The organism is Micromonospora sp. CMU55-4 (assembly GCF_011602315.1).
Classification (GTDB): domain Bacteria; phylum Actinomycetota; class Actinomycetes; order Mycobacteriales; family Micromonosporaceae; genus Micromonospora; species Micromonospora chalcea.
Window position 1 is genome coordinate 1 of record NZ_JAAOLH010000008.1, and the last position, 26453, is coordinate 26453.

Annotated in this window: 18 protein-coding genes; 13 read left to right on the plus strand and 5 right to left on the minus strand. The window is 71.9% G+C overall.

Going from position 1 to position 26453, the window contains the following annotated elements; translation table 11 throughout:
- Window positions 1-447: 447 nt before the first annotated feature.
- A complete protein-coding gene (locus tag HA073_RS15535; RefSeq protein WP_166456740.1) occupies window positions 448-711 on the minus strand; it encodes an SCO4848 family membrane protein in 264 nt (87 codons plus the stop codon).
- A 125-nt stretch (window positions 712-836) separates the two neighbouring features.
- Between HA073_RS15535 and HA073_RS15540 the strand changes: the two genes are divergently transcribed.
- From HA073_RS15540 to HA073_RS15555, 4 genes are all read left to right on the plus strand, one after another.
- Entirely contained in the window at window positions 837-1280 is a 444-nt protein-coding gene (locus HA073_RS15540) for a PRC-barrel domain-containing protein (protein ID WP_064448820.1), read from the plus strand.
- A 270-nt stretch (window positions 1281-1550) separates the two neighbouring features.
- Complete coding sequence (gene trpS / locus HA073_RS15545) at window positions 1551-2609, plus strand: tryptophan--tRNA ligase (protein ID WP_064448821.1); 1059 nt, start codon at window positions 1551-1553, stop codon at window positions 2607-2609.
- A 270-nt stretch (window positions 2610-2879) separates the two neighbouring features.
- Window positions 2880-4598 carry an arginine--tRNA ligase gene (argS, locus tag HA073_RS15550; protein WP_166456741.1) on the plus strand — a complete coding sequence of 573 codons (1719 nt, stop codon included), beginning with the start codon at window positions 2880-2882 and terminating at the stop codon, window positions 4596-4598.
- 69 nt (window positions 4599-4667) lie between these two features.
- Window positions 4668-5189, plus strand: coding sequence for an alpha/beta hydrolase (locus HA073_RS15555; RefSeq protein ID WP_069089879.1), 522 nt, complete (start codon window positions 4668-4670; stop codon window positions 5187-5189).
- Window positions 5190-5335: 146 nt separating this feature from the next.
- Here the strand turns inward: HA073_RS15555 and HA073_RS15560 are convergent, their stop codons facing one another.
- Complete coding sequence (locus HA073_RS15560) at window positions 5336-5629, minus strand: DUF4287 domain-containing protein (protein WP_069089878.1); 294 nt, start codon at window positions 5627-5629, stop codon at window positions 5336-5338.
- A 175-nt stretch (window positions 5630-5804) separates the two neighbouring features.
- Entirely contained in the window at window positions 5805-7346 is a 1542-nt protein-coding gene (locus HA073_RS15565) for a non-reducing end alpha-L-arabinofuranosidase family hydrolase (protein WP_166456742.1), read from the minus strand.
- Between the two features lie 306 nt (window positions 7347-7652).
- Here HA073_RS15565 and HA073_RS15570 point away from each other — a divergent pair, with 306 nt between their 5' ends.
- From HA073_RS15570 to fxsT, 7 genes are all read left to right on the plus strand, one after another.
- The gene (locus HA073_RS15570) at window positions 7653-9698 is read left to right on the plus strand and encodes a hypothetical protein (RefSeq protein WP_205797524.1); all 2046 of its coding nucleotides are present in this window, start codon (window positions 7653-7655) and stop codon (window positions 9696-9698) included.
- A 10-nt stretch (window positions 9699-9708) separates the two neighbouring features.
- Entirely contained in the window at window positions 9709-11970 is a 2262-nt protein-coding gene (locus HA073_RS15575) for a hypothetical protein (RefSeq protein WP_166456744.1), read from the plus strand.
- 274 nt (window positions 11971-12244) lie between these two features.
- On the plus strand, window positions 12245-12418 hold the full coding sequence (locus HA073_RS15580; RefSeq protein WP_166456745.1) for a hypothetical protein: 174 nt from the start codon (window positions 12245-12247) through the stop codon (window positions 12416-12418).
- A 6-nt stretch (window positions 12419-12424) separates the two neighbouring features.
- A complete protein-coding gene (locus HA073_RS15585) occupies window positions 12425-14728 on the plus strand; it encodes an FxsB family cyclophane-forming radical SAM/SPASM peptide maturase (RefSeq protein ID WP_166456746.1) in 2304 nt (767 codons plus the stop codon).
- Window positions 14716-15531 (plus strand): aminoglycoside N(3)-acetyltransferase, encoded by an 816-nt coding sequence (locus HA073_RS15590; RefSeq protein WP_166456747.1) that lies wholly within the window; start codon window positions 14716-14718, stop codon window positions 15529-15531. The genes HA073_RS15585 and HA073_RS15590 overlap by 13 nt, the downstream gene beginning before the upstream one ends.
- 129 nt (window positions 15532-15660) lie before the next feature.
- Window positions 15661-16851 (plus strand): TIR-like protein FxsC, encoded by a 1191-nt coding sequence (locus tag HA073_RS15595; RefSeq protein WP_166456748.1) that lies wholly within the window; start codon window positions 15661-15663, stop codon window positions 16849-16851.
- Window positions 16848-20783: an FxSxx-COOH system tetratricopeptide repeat protein gene (gene fxsT, locus HA073_RS15600; RefSeq protein ID WP_064448830.1), complete on the plus strand. Its 3936-nt coding sequence runs from the start codon at window positions 16848-16850 to the stop codon at window positions 20781-20783. The genes HA073_RS15595 and fxsT overlap by 4 nt, the downstream gene beginning before the upstream one ends.
- On the opposite strand, the gene HA073_RS15605 is transcribed toward fxsT, so the two are convergent.
- Window positions 20761-21681, minus strand: coding sequence for an alpha/beta fold hydrolase (locus tag HA073_RS15605; protein WP_166456749.1), 921 nt, complete (start codon window positions 21679-21681; stop codon window positions 20761-20763). The genes fxsT and HA073_RS15605 overlap by 23 nt on opposite strands.
- Before the next feature lie 41 nt (window positions 21682-21722).
- A complete protein-coding gene (locus HA073_RS15610) occupies window positions 21723-25193 on the minus strand; it encodes an NACHT domain-containing NTPase (protein WP_166456750.1) in 3471 nt (1156 codons plus the stop codon).
- A gap of 166 nt (window positions 25194-25359) precedes the next feature.
- On the opposite strand from HA073_RS15610, the gene HA073_RS15615 reads away from it, so the two are divergent.
- Together HA073_RS15615 and HA073_RS15620 are read left to right on the plus strand one after the other, a co-directional pair.
- Window positions 25360-25968 (plus strand): class I SAM-dependent methyltransferase, encoded by a 609-nt coding sequence (locus tag HA073_RS15615; protein WP_166456751.1) that lies wholly within the window; start codon window positions 25360-25362, stop codon window positions 25966-25968.
- Between the two features lie 96 nt (window positions 25969-26064).
- On the plus strand, window positions 26065-26406 hold the full coding sequence (locus HA073_RS15620; protein WP_166456752.1) for a DUF1330 domain-containing protein: 342 nt from the start codon (window positions 26065-26067) through the stop codon (window positions 26404-26406).
- Window positions 26407-26453: the final 47 nt, after the last annotated feature.

Here is a 26453-nt window from a genome sequence, read left to right on the forward strand (position 1 = left end):
CGCTTGGGGCATTTCGTTCAACCACCCGCCGCTCTCGCGCCGGGCACTTTTACTACGTTACCTCACCGTCTCTGCCGTGTCAAACCGTGTGTCCCGGTCTGTCACGCTTCGTACGGGTCGGCACCGCTGAACCCACGCAGCAGTCACCCGCTGCGTCTGATCATCGGATTTGGCAGGCCGGCCGCTGCGGTCTCCCGCTAGCTCGCCCGGTTCCCTGCCGGTCGACAACCTTACCCGGTCGGTTTCGCTCCGCCAAATCCGCCCTCCGGCATCTTGGCGAGCATCGCCCGGACCAGGTCTTGCGGAGGTGAGAACCTCGTTCGGACCCGGCGCCAATCCCGGTTCGGCGCTTCAGGACTTTCGTCCCGTTTGCCCCGTTCCGCGCTGGCAGAGAGAAAGTTACGCGGCCACAGGTTTGATCGTCAAATCGGTGGGTAGCGGCGCGCGTCACACCCGTCCGACGCGGGCAGGGCGGCGGGAGGCACGGTAGGCGCGGATGCCCAGGACACCGACAGTCGTGCCGATCGCCAGAGAGGCGCCGATCAGCAGGGCGTGCACCCAGAGGAAGCCCGTCGGACTGCCCTCGCCGACGACGCCGGCAGGCCAGGCGCGCTCGTCGTTCCAGATGGCGACCGCGAACCTCGGCCAGATCGCCCAGGTCCACACGCCGACGGCGACCAGGAACAGTGACCAACCACGTGACAGGACCATGGTCGGCCAGTATGCCAGCGGGCCGTACCTGCAGGTCAGGGCGTCGGGGACGGCGACGCGTGTTTCCGGCGTGGCCGCCGGGGCACTGTTCCCGGCGTCGAGCCGATGCGCGGGAGGTGCCACCTATGCAGCCGTTCAACCCCTGGGCCTGGCGGGACCCGTCCGCCCTGGCGGGTGGGTACGACCAGACCCGGCCCGGAGACGTACCGCGGCAGCGCGCCGCGGACACCGACGACCAGCTCGACGCCCCCGGTCCCGGTACGCCGCTCGACCTCACCGGCTACCGGGTGGAGGCGACTGACGGCCGGATCGGGTCGATCGACGAGGCGAACGAGGACGCCGACGCGCGCTACCTGGTGGTGGACACCGGGCCGTGGATCTTCGGGAAGAAGGTGCTGCTGCCGGCCGGCACCGTGGCCCGGGTCGACCACCTGGACCGCGTGGTGCACGTGGACCGCACCCGCGACCAGGTGAAGGAGTCGCCCGCGTTCGACAGCGACCACTTCGCGCACCCGGAGTACCGGGAGCGGGTCGGCAGCTACTACTCCGAGAGCTATCGACAGCAGTAAGCGCGGCAGGAGGCAGCGGCGCGGGCCGGTGAGCGGTTACCGTGTCAGGCATGGTCCGGCCGCGCAGCTGCCTCCCGGAGACCCGTAGCGGTCTTCCGGGCCACGCTGTCGACGGCCGGGAGCAGATCCTCGACGTACTCCGTGCCGGCGGACTCCGATTCCGCGCCGGCGGGCGATGGCGGCGCTCGTTCTGACGAGCCCGCTCCACCGACCCGGGTGACACCCGGGTCGCTTCTCCCCGCCAGCGACCGGCACGAAAGGCGTACGACCATGTCCTCTGCACGCATGCTCACCGGAGACCGCCCGACCGGGCGGCTGCACCTCGGCCACTACGTGGGCAGCATCGCCAACCGGGTGCGGCTGCACCAGCGCTACGAGAGCTTCTTCATCATCGCCGACCTGCACATGCTCACCACCCGCAACAGCCGCGCGGACATCGAGCAGGTGGCGCACAACGCCCGCGAGATGGTCACCGACATCCTCGCCGCCGGGGTGGAGCCGGAACGGGCGACGTTCTACCTCCAGTCGGCGATCCCCGAGGTCGGCGACCTGAACACGCTGTTCCAGAACCTGATCACGGTGCCCCGGCTGGAACGGGTGCCGTCGCTGAAGGAGATGACCCGGGACGCCGGCAAGGACGAGATGCCGTACGGCCTGCTCGGCTACCCCGTCCTCCAGGCCGCCGACATCCTCTGCGTGAAGGGGCAGGTCGTGCCGGTCGGGAAGGACAACGCCGCGCACGTCGAGGTGACGCGGGAGATCGCCCGGCGGTTCAACCATCTCTACGGCGAGGTCTTCCCGGTGCCCGACATGTTGATGTCGGAGACGCCCACGCTGGTCGGCACGGACGGCGCCGGGAAGATGAGCAAGAGCAAGGGGAACGCGATCGCGCTCTCCGACGACGCGGCGACGGTGCGCCGCAAGGTGATGGGGATGTACACCGACCCGAACCGGGTCCGCGCCGACGTGCCCGGCACTGTCGAGGGGAACCCGGTCTTCGAGTACCACGACATCTTCAACCCGGACCGGGCGCAGGTGGCGGAGTTCAAGGACCGCTACCGTGCCGGGCGGGTCGGTGACGTCGAGGTCAAGGAGGCGCTGGCGACGGCGCTCAACCGGTTCCTCGACCCGATCCGGGAGCGCCGGGCCCGGTTCGAGGCGCAGCCCGGCCTGGTCGACGAGCTGATCGTCACCGGCACCGAGCGGACCCGCGTCGAGGTGCGCCGCACGCTCGTCGAGGTCCGCCGGGCGATGGGCCTGAGCAGCGCGTACGCCCAGGTGCGGCGCCGGGCCGAGCGCTACCGCAAGGCCGTCGCCACCTCGGCCTGACGACAGACCGGCCCGGGGTACGCGCTTGCGCACGCCCCGGGCCGGCCGGTTACGCTGCCGACATGGCCAGTTCGCACGCGTACCCGATGACGTCCTCCGACGTCCGGCTCGGCGCGCTGCGACGCCGGCGGTCCCGCGACCGCCTGCGCTGAGCCTTCCCTCCTGCGACCGGCGGATCGAGCCGCCGGTCGTCATCGACCGTTCTCGCTCCGCCGTCGCGTTCCCGTCAGGTGATCCGCGCGGCGGATCCACAGCGAGATCGGCGTACCCATGGATCTTGAAAGGTTGCTCACCGACCGGCTGGCGCCGGCGTTCGCGGCGGTGGCCGGCGTGCCGGTTGACCCGGCCGTGCGGCGCTCCCAGCACGCGGACTTCCAGTCCGACGCGGCGCTGGGCCTGGCCCGGCGGCTCAGCCGGCCGCCGCGGGAGATCGCCGCGGAGGTACGGGGGCGCGCGGCGCTGGCCGACGTCTGCGCGTCGGTCGAGGTGTCCGGTCCGGGTTTCCTGAACCTGACGGTGGCCGACCACGCGCTCGGCGGGCTGGTGTCCGCGCTGGCCGCCGACCCGCGGCTCGGCGTGCCGCCGGTGGCCGAGCCGGAGACTGTGGTGGTCGACTACTCGGCGCCGAACGTGGCGAAGGAGATGCACGTCGGGCACCTGCGGTCGACGGTGATCGGGGACGCGGCGGCCCGGACGCTGGAGTGGCTCGGGCACCGGGTGCTGCGCGCCAACCACCTCGGCGACTGGGGCACGCCGTTCGGCATGCTCATCGAGCACCTGCTCGACCTGGGCGAGGCCGGGGCGGCGCAGGAGCTGTCGATGGGTGACCTGGACGGGTTCTACAAGGCGGCGCGGGCGAAGTTCGACGACGACGAGGCGTTCCGGGAACGGTCGCGGCGGCGGGTGGTGGCGTTGCAGGGCGGTGACCCGGCGACGCTGCGGCTGTGGCGGCTGCTGGTGACGCAGTCGGAGAGCTACTTCCTGACCGTGTACGACCTGCTCGACGTGACGCTGACCGGCGACGACTTCCGGGGCGAGAGCAGCTACCACGACCAGCTCGCGCCGACTGTCGAGGAACTGGACCGGCTCGGCCTGCTGCGGCGCAGCGAGGGCGCGGACTGCGTGTTCCCGCCCGGATCGGTGGGCCGTGACGGCGAGCCGTTGCCGCTGATCGTGCGCAAGTCCGACGGCGGGTACGGCTACCCGGCCACCGATCTGGCCGCGCTGCGGCACCGGACCGGCACGCTCGGCGCGACCCGGCTGCTCTACGTGGTCGGGCTGCCGCAACGGCGGCACTTCGAGATGGTGTTCGCGGTCGGCGCGCAGGCCGGCTGGCTGACCGCGCCGGTGCGGGCCGAGCACGTCGGGTTCGGCTCGATCCTCGGCCCGGACGGGCGGATGCTGCGCAGCCGGGCCGGCGGGTCGGTGAAGCTGGTCGGGCTGCTCACCGAGGCTGTGGAGCGGGCCACCGCGCTGGCCCGGGAACGCAACCCGGAGCTGGGCGAGGCGGAGGCCGCCGAGGTGGGGCGCGCGGTGGGCATCGGCGCGATCAAGTACGCCGACCTGTCCGGGGACCGGCACAAGGACTACGTGCTGGACTGGGAGCGGATGCTGTCGCTGGACGGGAACACCGCGCCGTACCTCCAGTACGCGTACTCCCGGGTCCGGTCGATCTTCCGGCGGGCCGGCGCGGCGGCGCGGCCGGACGCGGACGTCTCGCTCGCCGAGCCGGCCGAGCGGGCGCTCGCGATGGAACTGGTCGGTTTCGCCGCTGTGGTCGAGGAGGTGGCGGGCAGCCTGGAGTTCCACCGGCTGACCGCGTATCTGCACCGGCTGGCTGTCGCGTTCAGCGCGTTCTACGAGCGCTGCCCGGTGCTGCGGGCAGACGGGCCGGTACGCGAGAGCCGGCTCGTGTTGTGCGAGCTGACCGGGCGGGTGCTGCGGCAGGGCCTGGACCTGCTCGGCATCCGCACCCCGGAACGGTTGTGAGGCAGCGGGGCCACCGGAAGCCCGTGCGGCGCTAGCGTGACGCATCGATCGAACGAGAGGCAGGCGGCCATGGCGGATCGACGCGCGGTACTCGCTCCGGGACGGGGCTACGACACCCGGGGGCCGCTGTTCGTCTACATCGGGGAGGCGTTGCGCCGGCGCGGTTTCGAGGTGCACGAGGTGACCTGGCGGTCGATCGGCGATCTGCGCCACGACGCCGCGCCGGAGTGGGTCGCCGAGCAGTTGGATCCGGTCCTCGACGCCGGGGTGGATCTGCTCGTGGGCAAGTCGCTCGGCAGTTTCGCCGCCCCGCTCGCCGCCGACCGGGGCATCCCGGCGGTCTGGCTGACGCCGTTGCTGACCGACCCCGCGGTACGGGAGCCGCTGGCCCGGGCCACCGCGCCGTTCCTGCTGGCCGGCGGCACCGCCGACCCGGTCTGGGACGGTGCGGTGGCGCGGCGGCTCACCCCGTACGTGGTGGAGGTCGCCGACGCCGACCACTCGATGATGGTGCCCGGACCGCTGGCGGCCTCGGCCGAGGCGCTGGGGCGGGTCTGCACGGCGGTGGAGGAGTTCGTCGCCGGCCGCTGACGGGTCAGCGGCGGCGTCGCCGCGTCCACACCACCCCCGCCACCGCAGCGATGAGCGGCAGCAGGCAGCAGAGCGTCAGGATGAACAGGTGCCACGGCTTGATCGCTCCCATGCCGCGAACGATAGGCGTCGCTGTCCACGCCCCGCTACGCGGCGGCTCGGGCGGCCTTGCCGTCCAGCCACAGCGTGTCGCTGTCGTCGCGGTGCGAGCCGGTGGAGCCGACGTGCTTGGCGCTGATCTTCGGCCCGTTCCTGATCACGTGGACCAGGGCCATCGCGTGTCCCCGGCCGAGGCCGTACTCGTCCTTGAGCCAGCCGACGATCACGCCGGCCTTCACGTCGGCGGCGTCGTAGCCACGCTCCCGGGCCTGGTCGACCAGGGCGCGCGGGGTCTTGCCGGTCTTGTCCTCGATCGCGTCGAGGTATGCCTGGAAGGACATCTGCTCAACCCTTCGTCCGGGAGGTGGTGACAACTCCACCCTCCCGGGCGGCGCGGGTCCGATCAACGACGGACCGGGCCACCGTCGTTGCCTCCAGGACAACGATCGGGCGAGACGCCGGAGAGCCCGGCCCGCGTGGTCGCGGGCCGGGCTCTCCACACCTCGGGGTACGCGCTCAGCGCTGAAGCGTGAGCAGTCCGGGGCGGTAGGGCAGGAGGCCGTAGTCGCCGCCGGAGTTGGGGGAGCGGCCCTGGTAGAGCAGTTGGAGGTTGCAGGGGTCGACGGTGAAGGTCTGGTCCGCGGTGGTGCGGATCAGCTCACCGTGGCTGATGTCGTTGGTCCACGTCGCGCCGCTGTTGACCTTGCCGGCGAACGGGTTGGACTCGGTGGCCGCCTGCGGGGTCCAGGAGCCGTTCAGGCTGGTGGCGGTGAACGAGCGGAAGTAGCGGCCCTGCGAGCCGATGGCCTCGACGATCATCAGGTAGCGGGTCTGGCCCTGCAGCTTGTAGACCTGCACGGCCTCGAACAGGTTGTTCGTGCTGTCGGACATGATCGTGGTGTAGTTCGAGCCGAAGCTGCCGGGGAAGTTCCCGATCGGCATGCTGGAGCGGTAGATCTTGCCGTTGTCACCGGCGAAGAACAGGTACATGTTCTGGTCGTCGGCGATCAGCGTCTGGTCGATCGGGCCGGTGCCGGAGCCGGAGATGCTGCCGGTGAACAGCGGCTGCGCCGACGACCACCCGTTGGGGTTGGTGGGGTCGTTGGAGGTGCGGTAGGAGAACGCGGTCGGTCCCCACTGGTACGCCAGGACCCAGATGTTGCGCGGCGCGAAGTAGAACAACGTCGGCGCCACGGTCCCCGACGACATCGCGTTCTGGCTGGCCGACGCCATCTGCGACCAGTTCGAGAACAGACCGAAGTTCATCGACCCCCACGACGACCCGGTGTCGTGCGTCGTCGCGTAGACCAGGTGCTGCCCGTTGTACGGCACCACCGTGAAGTCCTTCAACGACACCCAACCCGACCGCGGCTGCGCCAACGCGCCCGTCGACGACCACCGGTACGACGACGGCAGGTTGCACGTGCCACCCGGCGGCGGCGTGGTGGGAGGCGGCGTGGTGGGGTTGCCGCCACCACCGTCGACGCGGACGAGCTGCCACTGCTGGTTGGCGCCGTTCCAGTCGTCGTACTGGACGATGTTTCCGCCGTCGGCGGTCGAGGCGCCCTGCACCTCCACCACCTTGTTGCTGTTGCGGTTGATCAGCCGGATGTAGCCGCTGTCGGAGTCGGCCAGCCGGAACTGCTGGTTGGTGCCGTTCAGGTCGGACCACTGCACGATGCTGCCGCCGTTGGCGGTCGACCAGTTGTAGACGTCGAGCACCTTGCCGGACAGCCGGGACTTCAGCCGGTAGTAGCCGCCGCCGGAGTCGACGAACTGCCACTGCTGCTGGTTGCCGTTGTTGCGCGTCCACTGGGTGATCCGCGCGCCGTCGTTGGTGGCCAGGTTGTAGACGTCGAGCGCCTTGCCGCTGTTGCGGTTGACCAGGACGTACCAGGCGTTCGTGTCGACGCTCGCGGCGGCGGCGGGCGCGGACACGGCCGCCACGGCGGCGGCGCCGACGAGGACCGCGGCAGCGCCGGTCGCGACTACTCGCGGCAGCCATCCGCGCCGTCGCGGGGGCGACACCGTCGATGGGGATCTACCAAAAGCAAACATGTTCCTCCCTCAGATCACACTTGTGAGCGCTAACAATTAGCACTGGCGCACTGACCCCACACCCGGCCTGCCACGCGGCCGTCCGCGCCCGCTCGGCGACCCATCGCTCCCGCCGCCCCGTGCCATCGACTGTGAGCGATAACACGCCGTTCGTCAAGTCGTAACAGTCGATGGAAGGCGGGCGCGTGACGTTACCGGCCCATGTCAGCTTCTCGACCCAGCACTACCGCTGCCCGCACCACGGCTCGACAGTGCACACGGCTGGAGGGGGTGGGGGAATTGGGGCAGCCGGCGAACGAATCCGTCATGATCCGGGACTGGTTCAGCGTGCCGCGGGTGTCCGCCGAGGACCGGGCCGCGATCTTCGGCGTACGCACCCAGGACCCGCGGGTGGAGTTCGTCGCGCTGACCGTCAAGTACTGGCTGGACGCGCACGCCACCCGGTCGATGACCCGCGAGCGGGTCCTGACCGCGATGAGCGGGCGCATCACCGCCGACAACGTCTGGGACCTGGTCGCGATGCTGGCGAGACTGCGGCTGGCCGAGGCGTTCTTCGACCTGGCCGCCTCGGACGTCGACACCGACGGCGCGTTCCGCCGTCTCCTGCTCGGCCTCGACCCCGCGCTGCTCGACGCGATGCGGCACTACGCGGCCTGGAACGGGATCAACCCGAAGCTGTTCCTCGACGGGTTCGCCGTCGGCGTCGGGGAATCCGTCGCGACGGTGGTGGTCGACCTCGGCAAGCTCGTGCAGTTGATCGGCCGCCTTCAGCAGGAACAGTTCACCACGCTCATCGTGCTGACGGTCGACCCCCGCGCCGGTGTGCAACGCATCGCCGACCAGGCCACCGTCGTACGCCAGGCGCTGGCCGGGATCGTGGCCGCGCTGGACCCGACCACCGTCCCGGATCGGCTGCTGGCGCTGTGGCGCGGCTGGGCGGCCGAGTTCGCCCGCCACCTGGAGAACCTCGACCCGTTCGCCGCCGGCCGGCTGCTCGGCCGCGTCGCCGGCGACCTGTACCAGGTGCTCACCGGCCTGGTGCACCTCGCCCGGCTGCTCGGCGGCGTCGCGGTGCGCGCCGCCGTCCGGTACGTGCCGCTGCTGCTCGCGGGCGCCCGCGAGGCGCGCCTGCTGACCGCACAGATGGCCGCGCTGCTGGTGGCGATCGGCCGGGCCGCGATCGCCGCCACGCCCCGGGTGGGGCTGGCCGTCCTGCGCACGCTCTTCCCGCCGAAGGTGCTCGACGCGCTGTTCCGGCAGGGCCGGGTGCTGCTCGCCGACGCCGAGCTGACGTTGAGCGTGTTCAACCAGGCGGCGCACGCCGAGGCGTTCGCGGGCGCCGGCGCGGGCACCCGGCTCGGCGCGCTGGTCAGCCTCGACGGTCGGCCGGTGCTGATGGCGAGCATGTCGGAGGCGGTGTCGTCGGCCGGCCGGGCGGCGACCCGGGCCGAGCTGAGCGAGGCGCTGGACGAGATCATCAAGCGGGTCGAGGACCTGCGCGAGCTGAAGCCGCCGAAGACACCCCGGGACGTCCAGGCCGCCGTCGTGCGCGCGGCCATCGCCCGGCAACTGGAGCAGCGGCTGACCACCGCGTTCAACAGGGCGCTCCAGACCGCCGCGTACGAGGAGTTCCGCGCGCTGCGCAAGGCCGGGCAGGCGCAACCGTGGCGGCTCGGCCAGCAGGTGCACCGGCGGATGGCCGCCGAGGTCGCCCAGCTCGTCGGCCGGTCACCGGGCCTGGAGGCGTTCGCGGAGAAGTCACTGGCGACAGTGGTCGAGGCGGTCCGCACGGCCCACCCGGAGCTGGCACCCGCGCTGCGCGGCTCCGACGCGGTGCTGCGCCAGACCGTCGCCCAGATGCTGCTCGGCCACCCGGACCGGGATCTGCTGCTGCGCCTCGTCGGCTTCACCGGCAACCCGGCCGCGACCGGGGCGGAGAAGGCCCTCGCCGGCCACCTCGCCGAGCGGTTCCGGTGGAAGGCGTCCACCACCGTCGGGGACCTCCGCTCCGACCTGCTGCTCGTCGACCCCGAGGCGGCCCGCGTCACGAACGTCGACTGGACCTCCTCGACCAAACTGGAGCGCTTCGAGAAGACCTGGGGCACCGTCGCCGACGACCTCGGGGAGACGTTCGACGGTCGCTGGGAGGCGATCGCGGAGGCGTACCAGCGGGCCGCCAAGGGCGGGGTGCCGGCGGAGGTCGTCGCCGGTCTCGAAGAGCTGACCGCGCACGCCGTACGCGAGACGGTCGTCCGCCAGGCCGCCCTCAGCCAGTTGTTCCCCGGATTCTTCGTCACCTCGCACGAGATGACGTACCAGGGGCTGCACTCCCTGTTCACACTGCCGCTGTAGAGGAGCACCGATGGGCAGAGTCGTCGTCGCCGACGCCGATCCGGCGACGCTTGGTTTCAGCACCGCGCATTCCGACAGGTACGTCTACTCCAACTACTTCGTACCGGTCCGGCTCACGTTCGGCGGTGGCGAGACGCCCATCCTGCCGTTCTACGTCAAGCAGGCGCTGATCGAGGCGATCCGCTACGGCGGGCTCGACGGCGACCGGCTGCCGCACCTGCTCAAACAACTCGGCCTCTACGACCTGTGGAAGGCCAACGAGATGGACGCCGCCACCGAGGCGCTGCCCGGCGCCGACTCGGGCATGTCGCACCGGGAGCCGCCGGCGCGACGCCAGACGCTCCTCGGCGACCAGCAGGCGGAGTTCCTCGCCGGCCTGCTCCAGTCCGACGTCGGCATCGCGTTCCTCGACCGCACCCGGATCCGGCCGGTGGGCTTCGCGCTCGGCGAGCACGTCTACGCGCTGGCGCTCGCCCCCGGTGAGGAGGCCGTGCTGGAGCAGCGCACCTACACCAAGCGCGAGCTGACCCTGGAGGAGCAGAACGAGTCGGAACAGCAGACCGACGTCGAGCTGACCAGCGCGCTCACCACCGAACTCCAGGAGGGCTTCGAGCGGCAGAAGTCGCTCACCGACACCTGGGGGCTCAACGCGAGCCACACCGGCCAGTACACCAGCCCGACCGGCATCTGGGGCACCTTCAACGCCAGCCACACCATCGGCTTCGCCACCAGCGTCACCGCGGCGAGCCAGGAGACGAGCCGCCGCGCGGTCAAGGACAGCCGGACCGCCACCTCGAAGGTCGCGGCGCGCTACCGCACCCAGCACAAGACCGATTTCAAGCTCGTCACCGAGACGGGCACGGAGTCGTCCTCGAAGCGCACCGTCCGCAACCCGAACCGGGCCACGCCGATCACGCTGCACTACTTCAAGGTGCTGCAACGGCTGGAGCTGGCCCACGAGCGGTACGGCGCACGGGTCTGCTGGGCCCCCACGATCAAGGACCCGGCGCTCGCCTTCGCCCAGAAGATCACCGGCGGGCGGCAGCGGATCCGCGACAACGCGGTCGCCGCGCTGCCCCCGATGCCGGTGAAGCCGGAGCGCCCGCCGCGTGGCGCGCCCGCCGCGGTGGAGACGCGCGTCGTGTACTCCGCCGTGGTCACGCTCGACAAGTGGGGATTCACCGGCGACATGAGCGCCGACTACGACATCGACGTCACCCTCGACGCCGGCTGGGAGTGGGACGGCAACGTCGACACGATCCGGCAGAACCTCAACCTGATCACCCGCCGCCCGCCGACCGCCATCGCGGCCCAGGTCGTCGGTGTGCCGGTGGTGACGGAGGCGGACGGCCGACCGGTCCTGCGCGTCCGCATCCATGTGGGCGCGGCCAGCTGGCTGGGCGGTCCCGGCGCGCAGGCCCAGATCGCGGCCGGGTTCCGGCGTACCCCGACGGTGGTGGACCAGACCGCCGACGACGCGGCGTACAACGCGCTGGTCGCGGGCTACCTGACCGATCTTCAGGAGTGGCAGGACCGGCGCGACGCGGCGCTGGCGGCGGCGGAGACGGCGGGGGACGAGTTCGAGGCGCGGCTGCGGGCCGGCTTCTCCCCGGTCAACGAGATGGTCTCGCAGATCGTGGAGGCGCACTTCCCGGCCAGCGTGCGGGACGAGGCGTGGGAGATCGACTTCTGGCACCGGGTCTTCGACTGGGAGCGCGCGTCCTTCGTGGCGTACCCCGGGTGGTGGTCCGGCGGCGACGCCCGCGCCCCGGAGCGCGACCCCGGCGACTTCGTCAACGCCAGCTGGGCGAAGCTCTACCTGCCGGTGCGGGCCGGCATGGAGCTGACCGCGCTGCGGTGGATCTTCGGGAAGGTGGTGGCGACGCGCCTGGCGCCGGAGGTGGAGCGGGAGCTGGAGGCGTTCGTGGACGAGCTGACGGCGTACCGGGCCGGCCATCTCGGCACCGGCGACGAGATGCCCGAGCTGACCACCGAGTGCCAGGACGTGCCGGAGCGGGTGTACTGCCTGGCGAAGTGGACCGAGTTGATGCCCACCGACGGCACCCACCTGGAGGTGGTGCAGGGCGCCACGACCGCGGCCGACGCGGTGACCGCCAAGGAGATCAGCGACGCGGAGGCGCTGCGGGCGGCGCTGCTCGACGGCGAGGTGCAGACCAACCGGCTGCGGACCAGGGCGTACGACCAGATGACCGAGCCGGCCGACGTCGACATCCACCTCGGCACGCCGTCCGGGAGCAGCCCCACCGCCTGAGCCGCTCGTCCACCCCGATCCCTCGCCTGACCAGGGGATCGGGGTGGACGAATTCTGGCAAAGTCTGAACTTTCGATTCGTGGCCTAGATGGGCAAAAAGGCGCATAATTGATTCCTTACGGTCGCTCCCTCGGGGCGACGACGACGCCAGCCGGCGAACCGTCCAAAAAGAACCGTCTCCCCACCGGTGGGTCGATGGTGCTGGATCCCCAGAGGCACTAGGTTGGCCGTCGCCGCTGTGCTCGGCCGGCATTCACAAACCTAAGGAACACTCATGACGACCGCACCCTTGCGCCAGGATGAGCCCCCGGTCTCGCTGGTCAGGGTCCGCGCGGAGCCGCTCGACCGGCTCTCCGCCGCGGACATCTCCCCCATCGTGCGCCGGGTGATGGCGGCTCACCTCGATCAGACCCGGATCCCGGCGGCGAAGTTCTCGTCGTTCATCTGATCCGCGATGGCCCCGGGGCCCGCCCGCGCGGCGCTCACCGAGTTCGTCCTCAAGGTGCACGCCAGGTGTGACCTGGCGTGCGACCACTGCTACGTCTACGAACACGCCGACCAGAGCTGGCGCCGCCGCCCGGTACGGATGACGCCGGACGTGCTCCGGGCCGCGGCCGGAAGGATCGCCGAGCACGCGGCGGCCCACGGGCTGCCGGACGTCACAGTCGTCCTGCACGGCGGGGAGCCGCTGCTGCTCGGCCCCGACGGGCTGGGCCGGGTGCTCGCCGAACTGCGGCGCGTCATCGGGCCGGTCACCCGGCTCCGGATCGGCATGCAGACAAACGGCGTGCTGCTCTCCGAGCGGTTCTGCGACGTACTCGCCGAACACGACGTGGCGGTCGGCGTATCGCTCGACGGCGACCGGGCCGCCAACGACAGGCACCGGATCTACCGGTCCGGCGCCAGCAGCTACGACCAGGTGCTGCGCGCGCTCGCCCTGCTGCGCCGCCCGGCGTACCGGCGGCTCTGGTCCGGCCTGCTCTGCACGGTGGACGTGCGCAACGACCCGATAGCGGTGTACGAGGCCCTGCTCGCCCAGGAGCCCTCGCGGATCGACTTCCTGCTCCCGCACGCCACCTGGGACGCCCCGCCGTGGCGGCCGGCCGCCGGGGACACCGCGTACGCCCGCTGGCTGCGCGCCGTCCACGACCGCTGGCGCGCGGACGGCCGACCGGTCCCGGTGCGCCTGTTCGACTCGCTCCTGTCCACCGCACGCGGCGGGCCCAGCGGCACCGAATGGCTGGGCCTCGACCCGGTCGACCTGGCGGTGATCGAGACGGACGGCGAGTGGGAGCAGGCGGACTCGCTCAAGACCGCGTACGACGGCGCGCCGGCCACCGGCATGACCGTCTTCTCGCACGCGGCCGACGACGTGGCGGCCAGCCCGCTCCTGGCCCGCCGCCGCTCCGGCCGGGCCGGTCTCAGCGACGAGTGCCGGCGGTGCCCGGTGGTCGACCAGTGCGGCGGCGGACTCTTCGCCCACCGGTACGGCGCCGGGCACTTCGACCATCCGAGTGTCTACTGCGCCGATCTGAAAGAGCTGATCGTGCACGTGAACGAGAACCCACCGGAACCCGTCCGGCTCGACGCCGGCCTGCCCGACGACTTCATCGACCGTCTCGCGGCGCCGACCGGCGACCGGGTCGCCATCGGCCGGCTCGTCGAGGCACAGATCGCCATCGTCCGCGCGCTGCTCGCCGAGGTGGCCGACCGCCTGCCGGCCGGCGCGGCCGGAGCCGACGGCTGGGAGGCGCTGACCGCGCTCGACCGCAGCGCGCCGGAATCAGTGGCCCGGATCGCGGCCCATCCGTACGTGCGCGCGTGGGCTGTCGACTGCCTCGCCGGCACCGGCACCGGCGCCCGCCAGGGGCCGGGCTACCTGAGCGCGCTCGCCGCCGCCGCCGCGCTCGACGCAGGCGTTCCGGTACGCCTCGACGTGCCGGTGCGATCCGGCCGCCTGCACCTGCCGACGATGGGCACGGTTCTGCTGCCCGAGGTGGGTGACGGCACCGCCCGGGTGGAGATCGGCCCGGGCTCGCTGCGGGTGCGGGCCGGGGACGTGACGGTGGCCGTGAGTCCGGGCGCGGCGGGCGGGCCCCGCTGGTGGCCGACCCGCCGTCTCGTCGCACCAGACGTGTCGGTGCTGCTGGAGGACGGCGACCCGCACCGCGACTGCCACCGGCTGCCCGCCGATGACCGGCTCGACGACGCGGGCGCCGTGCGCTGGGCGGAGACGTTCGCGGCGGCGTGGCAGGTGATCCGGGACGAGGTGCCTGGCCACGCCGAGGAACTGCGTACCGGGCTGCGGGCGGTGGTGCCGTTGCGGCGCAGCGGCGACGGGGTCAGCGAGGCGTCGACCGCCCGGCAGGCGTTCGGCGGTGTCGCGGCCACGGAGACCGACGCCGGGTCGCTGGCGGTGCTGCTCGTGCACGAGTTCCAGCACAGCAAGATGAACGCGCTGCTGGACGTCTGCGACCTGGTCGACGGCACCGGGCCGATCGACATCACTGTGGGCTGGCGGCCCGACCCGCGGCCGGCGGAGGCCGTCCTGCACGGCATCTACGCGCACGCGGCGGTGGCCGACATCTGGCGCGTCCGGGCGGACCGCCAGGTCGACGGCGCGCAGGCGGTCTACCGGCAGTACCGGGACTGGACGGCCGAGGCGATCGGCGCGCTGCAACGGGCGGACGCGCTCACCCCGGCCGGCTCACGGCTGGTCCGGCAGGTGGCCCGCTCGATGTCCGGATGGCCGTCGTGACCACCGCCGTCCCGCCCGCGCACCGGGTCGACACGCTCGCCGCCGACCTGCGGGCGCTCGGGCTCGGCAGCGGTGACGTGGTACTCGTGCACTGCTCCCTGCGTGCCCTCGGACCGGTGGCCGGCGGGCCGGCCACGCTGGCCGACGCGCTGCGGGCCGTCGTCGGGCCGTCCGGCACCGTCGTCGTCCCGGCGCAGACCCCCGACAACTCGGTGAGCAGCCCCGCATACCACGCCGCGACCGCCGGACTCACCGATGAGGAACGCCGGGCGTACGAGGACCGGATGCCCGGCTTCGACCCGGCCGTCACGCCGTCGTTCGGCGTGGGCGCGTTCGCCGAGCACGTACGCCGGTTGCCCGGCGCGGTACGCAGCCCGCACCCGCAGACGTCATTCAGCGCCTGGGGCCCCCGGGCGGAGGAACTGATGCGCGTCCACGACCTGGACTCGCATCTCGGCGAGCGCTCGCCGCTGGCCGCGCTGGAGGCCGCCGGGGCCTGGACCCTGCTGCTCGGTGTCGGCTATTCGACATGTACCGCGTTGCACCTCGCCGAGTACCGGTTGCGCCGCCCGCCGCAGCGGCGTTCGTACCGCTGCTACGTGCTGCGCGACGGTCGCCGGGAACGGCTGGACTTCGAGGCGCCGCACCTCGACGCGAGCCCGTTCGCCGAGGTCGGAGTGGAACTCGACAGGGAACCGTTCACCCGGCGCGGCACGGTCGGGAGCGCCCCGGCACGGCTGCTGCCGATAGCCGCGGCGGTACGCGCCACGGTCGCGTGGATGGACGCCCACATCGGACGGTGAGGGCCTGGTAACCCGAGCGCAACCTCTCTACCCTGATCGATAGACGCCGTATCGTGTCGACCGGGGAGCAGCGCGTGATCATTGACGGTTGGGGGTCAGGCGCACTACCCGTGGAACGGTCGTGTCGCCGTGACCTCTGAGCGGCCCGCGCTGCCGGGCCCGCCCTATTTCTTCCTCAGCTACGTCCCCCCGCCGACGCACAACGACCGCACCCCGGGCGACCACTGGGTCCGCCGCTTCTACCACGATCTCAACCTGGCCATCGACGGCCGGCCCGGCGACCGGTTACGCCGGCAGGGTTTCGCCGACTTCATCGTGCGGCCGCCGGAGGACCGGACGGAACGAAAACGCACCGCGCTCGCCGAGGCCGAGGTGTTCGTGCCGCTGTACTCGCCGGACTATCTCAACCGGGACGACTCGCGCCGGGAACGGGAGTGGTTCCGGCAACGGCTGATCCGGGCCGGCCGCCCGCCCGACGGCGACAACATCCTGCCGGTCCTGTGGATCCCGTCGCCCGCCGCCGTGCACGCGCCCGACCAGGCCCGGGCGGTGGCGATGGCCGCCGACGTGGACGCGTACGCGGCGAACGGCATGAGCGCGCTCTGCCGGCTGCAGAAGTTCCAGCACGCCTACAAGGAGGTGCTGGGCCGGCTCGCGCAGCACATCGTCGACACCGCCGAGCAGACCCCGCTGCAGGCGGCCGAGCCGCCGACCGGCCCGACCGACCTGCCGTCGTCGCCGACCAGCGAGGTGCCGTTCCGGGCGGTGGTGATCGCGCCCGAGCAACCGCACGAGCCGGGCCGGCTCAACGGACGATCCGACACGCACGCCGGCCGGTGGCGCCCGTTCCACGGCCGGCCTCCCGTGGTCGACGACGTGACCGACGCGGTGCAGCGGCTGCGGATGCCGATCGACGTCCGCGACTTCGTACCCGATGCCGGGCTGTTCCGGGGCTGCCCGGGCGTACTCATGATCGATCCTCGGGTGGTCGAGACGCCGGACGGTGCGGAGGCCGTCCGCGCGGCCGCCGCCTCGCTGCACCGCTGGGTGGGCGTCGTGGTCGTCATCGAGGACCCGGCACCCGGCCGTCGCTCCCAGGCGACGGTGCTGCTCGACCGGGCCATCGCGATCTTTCCGGCCGCGGCACGCCCCCTGGCGATCACCACGTACGACGACTGGCGGGCCGGGATCCACGGCCTGGTCGACCGGATGCGCCGCCGCTACCTGGAGGCACGACCGGCCTACCCGCCGCCAGGACGGCCGATCAGCAAACCCCGGCTCTGGGAGAACCCGCCGCCCGACGAGGGAGTGGACACATGACCCGACGCGAGGGACAGGTCGTCACCTTCTACTCCTACAAGGGCGGCACCGGCCGGACGATGGCGCTGGCCAACGTCGCCTGGATCCTCGCCGCCAACGGCAAGCGGGTGCTCGCCGTCGACTGGGACCTGGAGTCCCCCGGCCTGTCGCGCTTCTTCGCGCCGTTCATCGACCGGGACGCGCTGGAGAGCACCGGCGGGGTGATCGACCTGATCCGCGAGTACGAGTGGGCGACCACCACCAAGCAGGACAAGGGCGACGACCGCTGGCACGAGCAGTACGCCCGCGTGCACAAGTATTCGTTCTCGCTGAACTGGTCCAACTTCCCCGGTGACGGGACGCTGGACTTCCTCGGCGCCGGCCAGCAGAACAACGACTACGCGGGCGCGCTCGCCGGGATGAACTGGGACGAGTTCTACGAGCGGCAGGGCGGCGGCTACTTCTTCGACGCGCTGCGTGCCGACATGAAACGCAACTACGACTACGTGCTCATCGACAGCCGCACCGGGTTCTCCGACGTCGCCGACATCTGCACCATCCAACTGCCGGACGTGCTGGTCACCTGCTTCACCCTCAGCGAGCAGGGCATCACCGGCGCGGCGAAGGTGGCGCGGCTGGTCGAGCACCGCTACGGGTCGCGGCGGATCCGGGTGCTGCCCGTGCCGATGCGGATCGACCCGGCGGAGAAGGTCAAGGCGGACACCGGGCGTGCGGTGGCGCGGCAGCGCTTCAGCGGGCTGCCGAGCGGGATGAGCGAGGCCGACCGGGACCGGTACTGGGCCCGGATGCAGGTGCCCTACCAGGCGTTCTATGCGTACGAGGAGCTGCTCGCCACGTTCGCCGACCAACCAGGCGTCAACGGGTCGCTGCTGTCCGCGTACGAGGTGCTGGCCCGGGAGATCACCCGGGGCGAGGTGGAGTCGCTGCCGCCGATGAGCAGCGCGGTACGCGAGCGGGTGAACGCCCGGTTCACCCGTACCTCCACGTCGGTGGAGAGCGAGATCGTGCTCCGGCACGCCCCGTACGACCGGGTGTGGGCGGAGTGGATCGGCCACCTGCTGGTCTCGGCCGACGTCCGGGTGACCGACCCGTGGTTCACCGACGACGAGGTGCCCCGGACCGCCCGGGAGCTGATCATCGTCTCCGAGTCCAACGCCAACGAGGAGGCGGTGCTCGCCGCGCCGGACCGCTCGCCCGACCAGGTGCCGCTCGTCGTCTACGTGGCGGACGTACGGCGCCTGGCGAACGTGCCCGCGGCGCACACCGTCTCGGTGGCCGGCCTGGAGGCGCGGACCGCCGCCGCGCGGATCCTGCGCCTGGTCGGCCGCGAGGGGGTGCCGGCCGACCTGGAGCTGCCCACCGGTCCCCGGTTCCCCGGCCGGGACAACACCGTGTTCGAGGTGCCGGGCCGCAACAAGCGCTTCACCGGCCGCGAGGCGGACCTGCGCGAGCTGCGGACGCTGCTGCGCAGCAGCCCGAAGGTGGTGCTCTCCGGCACCGGGCCGGTGGCGTTGCAGGGCATGGGCGGCATCGGCAAGAGCCAGCTCGCGCTGGAGTACGCCCACCGTTACCGCGCCGCGTACGACATGGTGTGGTGGATCGACGCCGACCAGGTGCCGTTCATCGAGTCGGCCATCGGTGACCTCGCGCCCTACCTGGGCGTGCCGTCGTCGGAATCGAACCGGGAGAACGCCCGTCTGGTGCTCCAGGCGCTGCGCCGCACCGACCTGCGCTGGTTGCTGATCATGGACAACGCGGACGAGATCGAGGGCGTGCTGCCGTACGTGCCGGACGGCAAGGGCCACGTCCTGATCACGTCCCGGAACCTCCAGTGGGTCGAGCGGGCCACCACCGTCCAGGTCGACGTGTTCAAGCGCGCGGAGAGCATCCAGCACCTCACCGAGCGGGTGCCGAACATGCGCGTCGACCAGGCCGACCGGATCGCCGCCCTGCTCGGCGACCTGCCGATCGCTGTCACCGCCGCCGCGGCCTGGCTCGCCGACACCGGCCACTCCGTCGACAGCTACCTCACCGAGATCGCCAAGTTCGGTCCGGGCGCGGTGATGGAGCCGAACAGCAACGTCTCGGTGGAGGCCACCTGGGAGCTGTCGCTCAACCACCTGCGCACCCGCAACCCGGCGGCCTACCGGGTGCTGCAACTCTGCTCGGTGTTCGCGCCGGAGATCTCCGCCGACCTGGTCTACAGCGACGAGTTCGCCGAAGCGCTGGTGCCGTTCCACCCGCAGGCCAAGGAACGGCTGGTCCGCCAGCAACTGGTCCAGCAGGCCAACCGGCTCGCCCTGGTGCGGGTCGACCTGCGGGCCGAGAACCCGGCGGGCGGCGAGCGGGGCCGTGGTGGGCTGGTGCTCATGCACCGCCTGCTCCAGCACGCCGTCCGGTCCCGGATGACGGAGGCGGAACTCGACGAGGCCCGCCGGCAGGTCCACCTCGTGCTCGCCGCCGCCCGGCCCGAGGGCGAGGTCGACGACCCCGACGGGTGGCCGCGGTTCCGGGTCATCTGGCCGCACCTGGAGGCGTCCAAGGCGCCGCTGAGCAGCAAGGTTGAGGTGCGGGCGCTGATGATCGACCGGGTCCGCTACCTCCAGTTGCGCGGCGACCTGGAGACCGGCCGGCGGCTCGGTCAGGAGGTCGCGCAGACCTGGGAGCAGATGCTCGCCGAGGAGACCGACCCGCGGGCTCGCGACGACCTGCGCCGGCAGTTGCTGCACCTCCAGTTCAACCTCGCCAACATCCTCGCCTTCCTCGGCCAGTTCACCGAGTCCCGGGCGCTGGACGAGGAGGTGCTGGCAGCCCAACGGGAACTGCTCGGCGAGGACCACCCGCACACGCTGATGACCGCCGGCGGGCTCGCCCGCGACCTGCGCGGCATGGGCATGTACAACGAGGCGCTGCGCCTCGACGAGATCACGTTCAACGCGTGGAAGCGGAACTTCACCGAGGAGCACCCGCGTACGCTCGCCGCGCTCAACAACCTCGCCAGCACCCAGCGCCTGATGGGCGACTTCCGGGAGGCCCGCAAGAACGACGAGATGGTGCTGGCCGGGCGCCGCGCGATCCTCGGGGAGAACCACCCGGACACGCTCGCCTCCTCCGCGTACGTCGGCATCGACATGCGCGACGCCGGCGACTTCGAGCAGTCGGTCACCCGCCTGCGCAGCGTCCACCGGGAACTGCTGAACACGGCCGGAGCCGAACACCTGATCACCCTGCGGACGCAGACGAACCTGGCGGTGTCGCTGCGCGCGGCCGGGCACGCGGTCGAGGCGGGCAAGCTCCTCGAAGCCGCCTACGAGCTGCTGAACGAGCGGTTCGGGCCGGACAACCCGGAGACGCTCACCTGCCGGCTGAGCCTGTCGATCAACCTGCTCACCGTCGACCTGTTCCAGCGCGCCAGCCGGGAACTGACCGAGGTGCACCGCATCTACCAGCGCAACCTCGGCCCGGCGCACCCGCTGACGCTGGTCTGCATGGTCAACCTCGCCATGGTGGCCCGCCGCGCCGGGGACTTCGCCGAGGCCCGGCAGCTCGCCGGCCGGTCCGCCGACGCGCTCGCCGGCGTGCTGGGCAGCGGGCACCCGTACCCGCTCTCCGGCTGGATGAACCAGGGCATCTGCATCGCCGAACAGCCCGACCCGCCGGAAGGTCGGGAGGCCGCCGACGTGGAGGCGCTGAGCCTGCTGCGGCGCGCGTACGACGGGTTGGTCCGGATCCTCGGCCGCGACCACACGAACACGCTGCGCTGCCAGGCGAACCTGGTGGTGATGCAGGAGCGGGTGGAGAGCGGCCGGCGCGCGGAGCTGGAGGCGGTCACCCGTGAGCTGACCTACCGGCTGGGCGAGAACCACCCGGCCGTCGAGGCCGTCCGGGAGAGCCGGTTGCAGCGGCGCATCATCGACCCGCATCCGATCTGACGGTGGCCCGCTCCACCGGGTTGGCCAGCCAGGCGAGGATCTCCGGCAGCACCTCGACCGCGCCGAAGTGCGCGCTGCGCGGCTGCACGTGCAGTTGCGCGCCGGGGATCTGCTCGGCCAGCCACCGGGTGTGGCTGGCCGGGGCGAAGTTGTCGTCGGCGCCGTGCCAGAGCCGGACCGGCATCCGGATCTCGGCCAGCGTGACGCCCCAGTCGGCGCGCAGCGCCAGCACGTCGTCGATCCAGCCGTCCGGCCCCTGGCGCAGCGCCTCGGCGTAGGCGTCGGTGAGCTGTCGGCGGATCGGCACCCCGGCCACCACCCGGCGGTCGGCCTCGGTCATCTGCTCGACCAGCAGCGCGAGCAGCGAGCTCGGATCGTCCATCGTGCGCTCGGCCCGCAGCCGCAACTGCTCGGCGAGCACCGGCACGGCGCGCTCGGCGGCACCGTAGTCACGGACGTTGGCATCGGTCATGCCGCCGAACCAGTCCAGCCCGGCCGCCCCCGCCGGGGCGAGACCGACCAGGACGGCGGTACGCCGTACCCGCTCCGGCAGCAGCGCGGCGCAGGCCAGGGCGTGCGGGCCGCCGCCGGACCGGCCGACCACCGAGAACCCGTCCAGGCCCAGGTCGTCGGCGATGGCCGCGACGTCGGCGGCGGCGTCCGCGACCCGGCGGCCGGGCAGCCGGCTGGAACCGCCATAACCCGGCCGGTCGTAGGAGATCAAGCGTACGCCGAGGCGGTGGAGCACGATCGAGCGTGGTCGTGGACCGTTCCGGCTGCCGGGTGTGCCGTGCATCAGGAACACGGGCCAGCCGCGTTCCGCCCCGGCGATGTCGACCGCCAGATCCCTCCTTCCTGTTCGGACGATGTGCTCTCGATGCCGGGGCGAGTGTGCCAATCGGGGCCTCCGAACGGGTGGTGGCGGTACGGGTGGCGTGGTCAGACCGCCTCGGCGGCCGGGACCTGGTCGGGCTGGTCGGGCTGGTCGGGCTGGTCGGTCGCTGCGAGGACGCGCAGCGTGTCGAGGGCGGACACCAGCGAGACCTCGGCCGGCGCCCGGTCGTGCGCCCGCAGGTAGTCCACGAGCAGCCGGCACAGGCTCGCCTCGTCGAGGAACTCGTCCGGCAGCCGGTGCGCCAGCAGCTCGGCCATCGTCCGGGGCGGTATCTTCCGCCAGGCCAGGTCGCCGTACTCGGTCAACGCCATGAGCAGCCACAGCGCGGTGCGGTTGTCGACCCGCGCGGCCGCGAACTGCTCGGCCATCTCGGCCGAGACCACGCCGTCCTCCAGCGGCAGCTCCGCGAGCCGCCCCTCGATGTCGGTGAGCACCTCCCGCACCCGGGCCACGTACCGCTGCGGCAGCCGGTCGAGCCCGTGCCGCAGGATGAGCGCGTGCAGGACCGCGTGGTCGTCGGTCGTGCCGAGCGAGTCGACCAGCTCGGGGAACTCGTCGATCAGGTACGGACACGAGATGATCAGCTCCGGCGGCGCTGTCGGTGAGCTGGGCAAGCGGCTCAGCGCCACCCGGGTCAGCCCGCACACCACCTCGCGTGGCAACTGCGCGCCGTCCTCGGCGAGGCATTCCAGCAGGACCGTGGCGCTCGTGCTGGACACCGCCTCCGGGAACTCGACGGCACGCGCCCACAGTCGCCGGTAGCTGCGCTCGTCGTACAGGATCAGCTGGTGCAGTGACGGCACCGGCCAGCGGCGGGTGGCCAGCTCCACCAGGTCGGCGTGGAACCGGGCCGCCTCGAAGCTGGTCGGCGCCTGGCCGCGCCACGTCCGCGCGCCGGCCTGCAACTGGCCGTAGGTGGTGACGTCGCCGAGCAGCCGGGCCTCCTCGGCCGCCACGTTCACCTTCTCCCCCCGCCGTTCCCGCCGCAGCCCGGCGACGATCCGGCCGTCGGCGTCCCGGCGCAGCCAACTGATCATCGCGAGCTGGCCCTTCTCGTCCAGGCCCGCCCGCCACAGCCGCACCGTGGACACCCAGGTCTCGTCGTCCATCAGGTCGCTGTGGCGCACCCCGTCCGGTGACACGAGCGCGGCCAGCGCGACCAGGTTCGCGGTGTACGCGGCGAGCAACCGCACCGGGTCGTACGGCGCGGGCCGGTAGCCGTCCACACCGGCCAGGTTGGTCCGCTGCCGGGCCTCGGCCAGCAGTCCGGCGACCGTCTCCACGATCGCGTCCCGGTCCCCTGGGTGCCGGAAGGCGAGTTCCCGCGCGAAGCCCACCACCGCCTCCCGCTTGACCAGCGGCTGGTGCGAGAGAAGCGCCCGGAACTGGCCGGTGTCCAGCTGATAGCCGAACCCGGCCGGGCTGAGGGTGCGCCGCCGCAGCTCGGCCAGACTCCGCAGCGCCCCGATGACGTACTCGGCGATCAGGAAGTCGCCGATGGTGGTGTGCAGGAACTCGTACGTGCGCCGGGCGTCCTCGCCCTGCACGTCGTCCGGGCCGTACACGACGAAGAAGGCGGCGGTGACCAGTTGCTCCGGGCCGAGCACGTCGCCGAGTTCGAACCGGGAGCCGTCGCCGGCCCCGGGCCCGAAACAGTCGAGGTCGGCGCGGAGCGCGGCCCGGTTCACCAGTTCCCGGTTGCGGTTGAACATGGCGAACGCGGTGATCGCGAGATCGCGCCGCAGTTGGTGTTCGCGGGCCTCCCGCTCGTGCGTCGGGAGGGCGGTCGGCGCCTTCTCGCTCACCTGCCGTCTGATGAACGCGGTGAGCAGGCCGGTGAACAGGTCGGACGATGACATGGCGCCGGGACGGCGGTCGGCCCAGTGCTCGTTGTAGTAGATGGCGAGCAGTGTGAGCAGCAAGGGCTGGCGGGCCAGCTCGCCGTGCCACAGCAGCTCGCGGGCGGAGAGCCGACGGTAGCCGGGCCGGTCCTCGTTTGCCGCGTTGACGGCGGCCAACCAGGCCGTCACCTGGGCGTCGGTCAGGTCTTCCAGCCGCACCAGCGCGGTGCCCTGCGGCACGCTGGCGCGGTCCATCACCAGCATCCGGGACGTGATGATCGGGATGACGGAGTAGCCCAGGTCCCACTGGGTCTCCTGGAACTCGGCCACCCGGTCGATGTACTGGGAGTGGGCGGTGCCGGTGACCTGGACGAGTTCGTCGAACCCGTCGAAGATCACCACCACCGTGGTGTGCTCGGTGGCCCGGCGCAGGTCCGCCCAGCGGATGCGCTCGTCCATCACCTGCTCGATCGCTGCTTCGATCTGCTCGGTCGGCGACGAGTCCCCGGACATCCGGCGCAGCGGCACCACTATCGCGGTGAACCGGCTCGCCGGCAGCCGGGCCGCGATGACCCGGGTCAGCAACGTCTTGCCGGCGCCCGGCTGACCGAGGAGCAGCAGCGGACGGTGCAGGCTCGCCGGATCGGTCAGGTATTCGGAGAGGAAACCGACCAGGTCGCCCCGGCGCGGCTGGTCGTCCCACCAGGCATCACGCTCCGGGGACGTGTGCTTGCCGTACTCGGCGGCCCGGAAGTCCGGGCTGATGAACCCCTCCTCCACCGTGGGCAGACGCAGGTGGAAGTCGACGTCCTTGATCCGCAGCAGCGGCTGCCGGAACACCGCGGCCAGCGAGCCGGTGAGCCGGTCGAGTGACTCCCGGAGCAGGTCGGGTCGGTCGGCCGGGGCCGGGCCGGACAGCTCGGCGAGATTGCGGTACAGCTGCGCCAGCGCGTCCAGCCGGGCCGAGACCTCGGTGGTCAGGTTCCGGTTGTCGATCAGGTTGTGCTCGATCGCCTGCCGGAGCATCCGGAACCCGAACTCGGGGAGGTCCGCGGCGAGCCGGTCGAAACGGTCCTCGTAGTGCCACATGGCGCGGCCCACCACCCGGGACCGCAGCGACGTGAGGTCGAGCCCGCGCCGCACCGACGGCCATGCGGCGAGGCCCTCGCAGAACGCGATGGTGGCGTCGTACAGCTTGACGTAGGCGGCCTCGACGTCGCGCCGGGTGTCGTCCATGCCGTGGACCGAGGACGGCAGCGGGAAGTATCCGCCGTCGATCTCCTTCGGCAGCGTGTGCTGGCGACGGTCGGCCGCCACCATGCCCACCTTTTCCTCGTCGGTCAGCTCCAGCCGGTCGAAACCCGGCCCGACCTCGTCGCGGAAACCGTCGAAGAACGCGGAGAGCGCCAGCACGGTATGGCTGGCCTCCAGCAGCTTGTAATACGATTTTCCGCCGGTCGTGCGGATGCGGCCGGCCTGGTTTCCGGTGGCGTCCCGGACGAGTTGCATGAGCGCGTTCTTCGGGCCGAGCAGAGCGAGCGCCGCGCCCTGGGTGAGCGCCCCGGCGCCGAGGATCCCCGCGCTGACGACCTTGTCGGTCTCGGTGATGCGCGTGCTGCCCGGGGCCAGCAGCTTCAACGCATCTCGATAGCTGAGGCTCGAACGGCGCGGCATGCCGCCCCTTCCGCTGCTGGCGATCGGGATTCTTCAAGGATAGAAACTTCAGTGACGGAAAGCTATCGATTCCGCACCGGGCGGCTGCTTTGCGACGACTTTTCCATTCATTCATCTCATTCATCTGCTAAATGCGGCCAAGGCGTCGGACCCCTATGGTCGAGCGGTGGACGACACACGGGTACGGCAGGCGTACGGGGCGGTCGCGGAGCTCTACATCGAACTGTTCGGCAGCACCGCCGCGGTGCACCCGGACGACCTCGCCCTCATCGGGCGGCACCTGGCCGGCCGGACCGGCCCGGTGCTCGACCTCGGGTGCGGACCGGGGCACCTCACCGACCACCTCCGGTCGCTGGGCGTCGACGCCACCGGGATCGACATGGTTCCCGAGTTCGTCGCGCACGCGCGGGCCACCCATCCGGGCGGCGCGTACCGGCTCGGGTCGCTGGACGACCTCGCCGTCCCGGACCACTCCGTCGACGGCATCCTCGCCTGGTACTCGCTGATCCACCTCCCGCCACCGGATCTCGACGGCGTGCTGGCCGGGTTCCGGCGCGCGATCGTGCCCGGTGGACCGCTCGTGGTCGGCATCTTCGTCGGTGACGAGGTAAGCGCCTTCGACCACAAGGTCGCCACCGCGTACCGCTGGCCGGTGGACGAGTTCTCCGCGCGGCTGCGGCAGGCCGGGTTCACCGAGGTCGAACGCCTGACACGCCTGTACGACGAGACCCACCGCACGCACGCCGCCATCGCGGCCGTGGCGTCCGGCGCCTGAGCGCGCGCCGTCGTCGGCGCCGGGAAAATGGGCGCGAACGTCTGCCGTCCGCTGTGTCAGGATCGGCGTTCGGAGTTCGACGGCCGGAAGGACACCATGCCCGCGTACGCCATCGCCCACCTCCAGGACGCCGCCCCGCACCCGGACATCGCCGAGTACATCGAGCGCCTCCCGGCCACCCTCGCCCCGCACGGCGGCCGGTTCCTCGTGCACGCCACGCCGCACGAGGTGAAGGAGGGCGCCTGGCCCGGCGCGGTCGTGATGCTCGGCTTCCCCGGGATCGCCGAGGCGCGCGCGTGGTGGGACTCGCCCGCGTACCAGGAGATCGCGCCCCTGCGCTCCCGGCACATCGAGGGCGACATCATCCTGGTCGAGGGCGTCCCCGACGACTACTCACCGACCGGCATCGTGCAGGCGATCCGGGCGGCGCTGCCCTGAGCCGGACCGGCCGGCGCGCCCGTGACCTCGGCGTCGTCGTCGGAACG